Annotated in this window: 4 protein-coding genes and 1 pseudogene; 1 reads left to right on the top strand and 4 read right to left on the bottom strand. The window is 61.5% G+C overall.

Annotation, left to right across the window (positions count from 1 at the left end):
* Nucleotides 1–35: 35 nt before the first annotated feature.
* The 4 genes from HMPREF3087_RS10195 to HMPREF3087_RS10180 all read right to left on the bottom strand — a co-directional run bounded on the left by HMPREF3087_RS10195 (nt 36) and on the right by HMPREF3087_RS10180 (nt 5,260).
* Entirely contained in the window at nt 36–2,555 is a 2,520-nt protein-coding gene (locus HMPREF3087_RS10195; protein ID WP_070429035.1) for an ABC transporter permease, read from the bottom strand.
* Entirely contained in the window at nt 2,552–3,295 is a 744-nt protein-coding gene (locus HMPREF3087_RS10190) for an ABC transporter ATP-binding protein (protein WP_070429034.1), read from the bottom strand. The genes HMPREF3087_RS10195 and HMPREF3087_RS10190 overlap by 4 nt, the downstream gene beginning before the upstream one ends.
* Before the next feature lie 85 nt (nt 3,296–3,380).
* Nucleotides 3,381–4,046, bottom strand: coding sequence for a response regulator (locus HMPREF3087_RS10185; protein ID WP_070429033.1), 666 nt, complete (start codon nt 4,044–4,046; stop codon nt 3,381–3,383).
* Nucleotides 4,043–5,260 carry a sensor histidine kinase gene (locus tag HMPREF3087_RS10180; RefSeq protein WP_070429032.1) on the bottom strand — a complete coding sequence of 406 codons (1,218 nt, stop codon included), beginning with the start codon at nt 5,258–5,260 and terminating at the stop codon, nt 4,043–4,045. Before HMPREF3087_RS10180 ends, HMPREF3087_RS10185 begins: the two co-directional genes overlap by 4 nt.
* Before the next feature lie 231 nt (nt 5,261–5,491).
* Here HMPREF3087_RS10180 and HMPREF3087_RS10640 point away from each other — a divergent pair.
* Nucleotides 5,492–6,151: pseudogene (locus HMPREF3087_RS10640) on the top strand (hypothetical protein); the annotation flags it as partial.

Genomic DNA, 6,151 nt, shown 5'->3' with positions numbered 1-6,151 from the left:
TCAACCAACGTCCCCGGTTAGTACACCTAGCGCACTCAGCGCTGAGCGACTCCCTGTGCGGGCTGTGTGCGGGATGCCGCGATCGCCGGAAAGAGTGATGCAGCCAAAGCCGCAAACGCGGTCACAGCTGCCAGTGCGGCAAACATCGTCCACGGGACGTCTGGTGCGACGGTGATGCCTTCGGCGGTCAACAGCGAACGAACTCCAGCCCAGCCGAACAGAACACCTAAGCCCGTGCCCACGATGAGTGAGACGATGGCCATGAGCATCGCCTCGCCGGCCACCATGCGGGCCGCTGCCCAGCGGGACAGTCCCAGGGTGCGCAGCAGCGCGGTTTCGCGTTTGCGTTCAATTGTTGCCAGGGACAGGGTGTTGCCCACGCCGACGATCGAAATGATGATCGAAGCGCCCAGCAGGCCCAGCACAATTCCCATCATGATGCTGATGATCTGCGCATACGATGCTCGTTGGAGTGCGCCGTCTGCATCGCTGAAAACACCGGTTTTCTCGAGATCAGCCTTGAGCTTTGTGATCTGCGAAATGCTTGCGTCGTCAGCCAGACGAACCCATGTTTGGCCGTCTGCCTTTGTCAGGCCGAGGGCGGCGATGTCGTCTGCGTTGGCAAGTGCCGTGTCAGCGGGTACGGCATGGTGGACCTTCACTGTGAGCTTGACGGTTTTCTGCCCGGCGTCGCCAGCCTCGCCAGCCTTGCCAGCCCCGCCAGCCTGTCCAACCGTGAACGTGACCTTCTTACCGGCAATGTCTTCGGTGTTGGGGCCCGACTTGATGTAGACCACGCCAGGTGGCGGCAGGAGCTTCGTGCTGCGCGGCACGCTGTATTTCTGCTTTTCAACGCCGACCAGGTGCGTGTGTGTGCTTTCCGGATCACCGTCCTGGCCCAATGGCTCAGAGGCCTCTGCCTGCGTGCCGGGCAGGGTGACGAGGTCCTTGACGATCTCGGAGTTCTTCAGGGTGTTGACCGTTTTGTCGGAGCCTGACTGCGCTGCGAGGTCGATCGGTGCGTCTTCGGACAGCGTCGTGTCGATGGTTGTGCGAGTGGTCTGCGCGCCCATGAAGATGGTGGCCACCAAGGTCACACCGATCAGCAGCGCCGCGGTTGTCGAAGCGGTCCTGCGCGGGGCCAGCTTCACGTTGCGCGCAACAAGACCGAGCGTCGGTGAGCGGAAGATCTTTTCGCCGACCCGTCCGATCAGTTCGACCAAGGGCGGCACGAACACACGGCTGAGCAGCAGCACACCGCAGAAGGCCATGAAAGCGCCGGGCAGTGTGAGCGTCATGTCGCCAGCGTTGGCCCCGACCACGGTGGCCGCCGCGCCGAGTGCGGTGAGCACTGTGCCAAGCACCAGACGGATCCACGGGAAGCGCGAATCGGGTGCGGGGATGTCTGCCGGTGCCAGTGCGTCGATGGGGGACACGCGTGTGGCTTTAAGCGCGGGGACGAAGGATGCTGCAACGGTGACGGTGATGCCCACTGCCAGGCCGAGCACCACGGCGAGGACTGGCAGGGGTGCGGTCTGGAAGTTCGCCTGGACGTATGCGCGCAGGGCAATGGGCAGCAGCATGGCGGCTCCCCAGCCCACAAACACTCCGATGGCGGAGCTGACAAGGCCCAGCACGGCACCTTCGGCCAGGGTTGCGTTGCGCAGCTGTGAGCGTGTGGCGCCAACTGCCCGCAGGAGCGCCAGGGAACGGGCGCGGGAGGCGACGAGAACCTGGAAGGTGTTCGAAATGACGAGCACCGCTACGAACAGCGCCACCGCAATGAAGGCGCCGATGAATGTCACGACGGTTGCGGAGTCTCCCGTGACGTCGTTCATGCGCTCTTCGATCAACTGGTCTTCTGTGGCGACTTTGTAGTCATCGGCAAGTTTCGCACCGTACGTGTTGCTGACCACCTCTTCAGAGCCGGCCAGGGTGTCTGCTATCGCGGACTGGACTTTCGAGGTGTCGGCTGACTTGTCTGTGAACACGCGCAGGTAGTTGAAACCCGGGTCCAGGTCGGCAATGCCGTGGTTGGTCACCTGGAGTGCGGCTGAGGGCATCGGGCCGATGCCGGTGATGGTGTAGGTGCGTTTGGTGTCCTGTCCGCCCTCGAAGGAGGGAAGGCTCAGCTCAACTTGGTCTCCGACTTCCTTGTTTTCCTGTTTGGCGACTGAGGTGTCGAACAGGATCTGGTCGGCTTTGGTAGGCGCTTTGCCTGTTGTCACTTCGATGTGGCTGTTTTTGGGCCACACGGACACTTCGGTGAATCCGCCGCTGGGCAGGCGTGCGAAGGTCGATTCGATTCGCTGTGTTTCTTTGACTCCCTTGATGCTGTTGATCTTCTTTTCTGTCGACTCTTCAAGGGGGTCGTAGTCGTTTGTCACCACAAGGTCCGCACCTGAATACTGAGCGGAGAATTCACCGCGGATGGTTTTGTTGAAGGATGCCAGCACACCGGTGACGGCAACGACGAATGCGACCGACACGATGATGGTCAGTGCCGCGGCTATCAGGCGTGCACCGCCGGAGCGCAGGTTTGCTTTGACGATCATTTGGTGACCTCCAGAAGTGCGTCGGAGATCGCCTCGACAGTCGGGGAGTAGAGCTCGCCCACCACGTATCCGTCAGCGAGCATCACGACGCGGTCGGCGTAGGCGGCGGCTGATGGGTCGTGGGTGACCATGACGACGGTCTGGCCCAATTCGCTTACGCAGCTGCGCAGGGTCTGCAGGACTTCGGTGCCGGTGCGTGTGTCGAGTGCGCCGGTGGGTTCGTCGGCAAACAGGACTTCAGGCTGGTTGACGAGTGCGCGGGCAACGGCGACGCGCTGTTGTTGGCCGCCGGAAAGTTCGTGGGGGCGGTGGCTCAGTCGGTCGGTCAGTCCGAGGTTTTCGACGATTGCTCGTTTGAATTCCTGGTCGACTTTGCTGCGAGCCAGTTTGGCCGGGAGCATGATGTTTTCATCGGCGGTCATTGCGGGGATCAGGTTGAACGCCTGAAAGACGAACCCCATGTGGTTGCGCCTGATTTTCGTCAGGGCGGAGTCGCTGATGCCGGTGATTGCCCGTCCGGCCAGGGTCACGGAGCCGCTGTCGGGGCTGTCCAATCCGGCCAGTATGTGCATGAGGGTCGACTTGCCAGACCCGGAGGGCCCCATGATCGCGGTGAACTTACCGGCCTGAATGTCGATGCTGAAGTCGTCGAATACGGTCAGGCGGGCTTCGCCGGTGCCGTAGGACTTGCTGATGCCGCGGGCGCTGATCGCGGTTGTGTGCGCTGTGGAAATCGTCATGTTTCCACTTTCGCGAGCTCGTCAGCTCAGATCATCGGCCCGTGGGATGCTCCTGAAAGGTGTTCCTCATCCCTGAGGATGAGGTTCATACGATTCCCGTCTCGTACGCCAGGATGACGGCGTGGATGCGGTCGCGCACTCCGAGTTTTGCCAGGATGTTCCGGACGTGGGTTTTGACTGTGGGTTCGGCCATGAACAGTTCGTCCCCGATTTCCGCGTTCGACTTCCCCTGCGCGATCAGCTGGAAGACTTCGCGTTCGCGCGCTGTGAGCCGCTCCAGTTTCTGGGCGTGTTCGGTGGGTGGGGCGGGTTCTGCGATGACGGTCTGCAGCAGCCTGCGGGTGGTCGATGGTGCGATGACGGCGCCACCCGTGTGGGCTTGTCGTATGGAGTCGAGCAGCACCTCGGGGCGGGCGTCTTTCAGCAGAAAACCGCTGGCCCCTGATCGCAGAGCCGATAGCGCGTATTCGTCTGTGTCGAATGTGGTGAGCACGATGACGGTGGGCACGCGGGGGAGCTTCCGGGCATCGCCGAGCGCCATGATTTCAGCTGTGGCGGACAGTCCGTCAAGGACGGGCATGCGGATGTCCATGAGAACAACGTCGACTGCCTGTGCCGCAACGGTGTTGACGGCCTCACGGCCGTTTTCTGCCTGAGCGATGACCTTCATGTCGTCTTGTGAGTCGATCACCATCGCGAAGCCAGCCCGTACAAGAGCCTGGTCGTCAACAAGAAGTACGCGAATGGTCATGAGTTGTCCTCGGGCAGTGTCAGCTGAACTGAGAATCCGGTGTCTGTCGGTTCGGCGGTGAGCGTGCCGTTGTGAACGCGCGCTCGCTCTTTCATGCCCTGAATGCCGGCGCCGGAACCCGGAACGGCTGAACGGTCAGCGTGCCCGGTAGAGGTGATGTCGGCGATGAGCTCTTTGTCGCCCGGCCGTACGGTGACGGATGCGCGGGCGTGTGGTCCGCCGTGTTTCATTGTGTTGGTGAGTGCTTCTTGCACGACACGGTATACGGCAAGTTCGGCTGCCGGCGACAGGGTGGGGAGGTCGGGGGAAACTTCCAGCGTGACGTCAAGGCCGGCTGAGCGGACGTTGTCGATGAGGGTGCCGAGGTCGCTGATGGCTGGCATGGGTGCGGTTTTCTGTCCGGGTTCTCTGTCGCGCAGGACCCCGAGGATGCCGCGCAGGTTTCCCAGGGCTTCGCGCCCGGTGTCGGCAATCGTTTCCAGTGCTGCCACGGCCGCTTCGGGTGAGCGCGCGGCAGCGTAGCGGCCGCCGTCGGCCTGGGTGATGATGACCGACATGGAGTGGGCGATGATGTCGTGCATTTCTCGGGCAATGCGCATGCGTTCGGCATCAGAGGCCAACCGGATTTCGTTTTCGCGTTCTCGTTCAAGCAGTGCGCTGCGTTCAGCTATCCGCTGGAGTTCGTCGGTTCTGCGGCGGCGGTAGTCGCCTGTGGCCCAGGCGAATGCGACTGCAGCCAGGGGGAACACAAAGAACGCGGAAACGTACATCAGCAGGTCACCGGGCGTAACATCCTTGATTCGCGCACCCTCCAGGTACATCATGGCCGAGACGCTCACAAGGAAGATCAGAGATGCTGCCGCGCCCAGGGCAAGGAAGATCTTGCCCCAACGGCGGGGAGCATATGCGGTGACTGCGTGAACCGTGATGGGAACTGCCAGCAGTGTGGGATGTGGGTATCCGCCTGTCAGGGCGTAACCGAGACCTGTCGCTGCCACTGCCCAGCCGGTGACCAGCGGGAATGTGCGGCGGAAGGTGAGTGCGGCGCCCATTGCACCCAGGAGCACCATGTGGATGATGCCGCGCACATCGTCTTCATAGAACCGAAAGCTGAACGCGATGAGCATCAGGGGAGCGGCGAAGAGCAGCGAGTCAACAATCCATTTATGGGTCGAGAAAAACTGCGATGCCCTCACGTGCCACGGTTCTGCCATGACAGTAAGTCTAGGAAGCCCCAGGGTGGGCTTTCATCGTCCCGCGGGATGAGTTCTGCGCTGTGGGATATGATCCTGCGGGGTGCATTGGCGAGGTGCCGCTCGGGTCCGCGCTCGCTTTTTGGGTCGCTGACCTGCGTTCATTCTGTATTCAACCAGGTGGGACTGCTGATTCAGATTGGTCTGTGAGGGTAAGCGGGACCCTGCTCTGATCGTCAATGGAGATCGCCCATGCCCCGCTCTCAGCGCTTCGGCGCGTTTGTTCTTGCTGCCGCTGTCATCGGAACGCTGACCCCGTCGACAGCTGTTTTTGCCGCTCTGCCGGCAGCCCAGGAAGCTTCTTCTGAAGAACCCGCGAAGGACACCTCCGCCTCGGAACCTTCAGAAGAGCCCAAGCCTTCGGAAGCTGCCGAAGCTCCGGCCAGGCCCACCTCGGAACCTTCTGAAGACCCGAAGACCCCGGAAGCTGACGCCCCGGCAACTCCTAACTCGGAGCCTTCGGAAGCAGCGGAAGAAGAGGAAGAAGCGAAGACCGGCAAGGTTGATTTCCGTCTGTTCCGTGATGAGAACCTCAACAATACGTATGAGGATGAAGATGCTCACGATGGCTACGTGAACCTGCTCAACAAGGAAACCGGTGAGTGGTTCAAGGTTCTGTCCGGTTCGCTGCAGAAGCAGGGTCTGCCGGCTGGCTCCTACACGGTGTACATGCGTGATGCTTCGATCGCGGATGGTTTTGGTGTGGTTGTCGATGCTAAGGGCAAGCGTCTGCCGTTCGCTGAACTGAAAGAGCAGAACGACGCGACGTATATTGACGAAGACAGCGGCGAGACTGCTGAAACAGTCACCGACACCGGTCGTTTTGTCACCACCACGATCGAGGTGAAGGCC

This window comes from Brevibacterium sp. HMSC22B09, from assembly GCF_001806795.1.
Classification (GTDB): Bacteria; Actinomycetota; Actinomycetes; order Actinomycetales; family Brevibacteriaceae; genus Brevibacterium; species Brevibacterium ravenspurgense.
Note: the sequence above shows the minus strand (reverse complement) of the source record. Positions and strands in the feature narration are given on the sequence as shown.

Coding starts and splice junctions, on each gene's coding strand:
- HMPREF3087_RS10195 (WP_070429035.1), bottom strand. CDS start 2,555: ATGATCGTCAAAGCAAACCTGCGCTCCGGCGGTGCACGCCTGATAGCC.
- HMPREF3087_RS10190 (WP_070429034.1), bottom strand. CDS start 3,295: ATGACGATTTCCACAGCGCACACAACCGCGATCAGCGCCCGCGGCATC.
- HMPREF3087_RS10185 (WP_070429033.1), bottom strand. CDS start 4,046: ATGACCATTCGCGTACTTCTTGTTGACGACCAGGCTCTTGTACGGGCT.
- HMPREF3087_RS10180 (WP_070429032.1), bottom strand. CDS start 5,260: ATGGCAGAACCGTGGCACGTGAGGGCATCGCAGTTTTTCTCGACCCAT.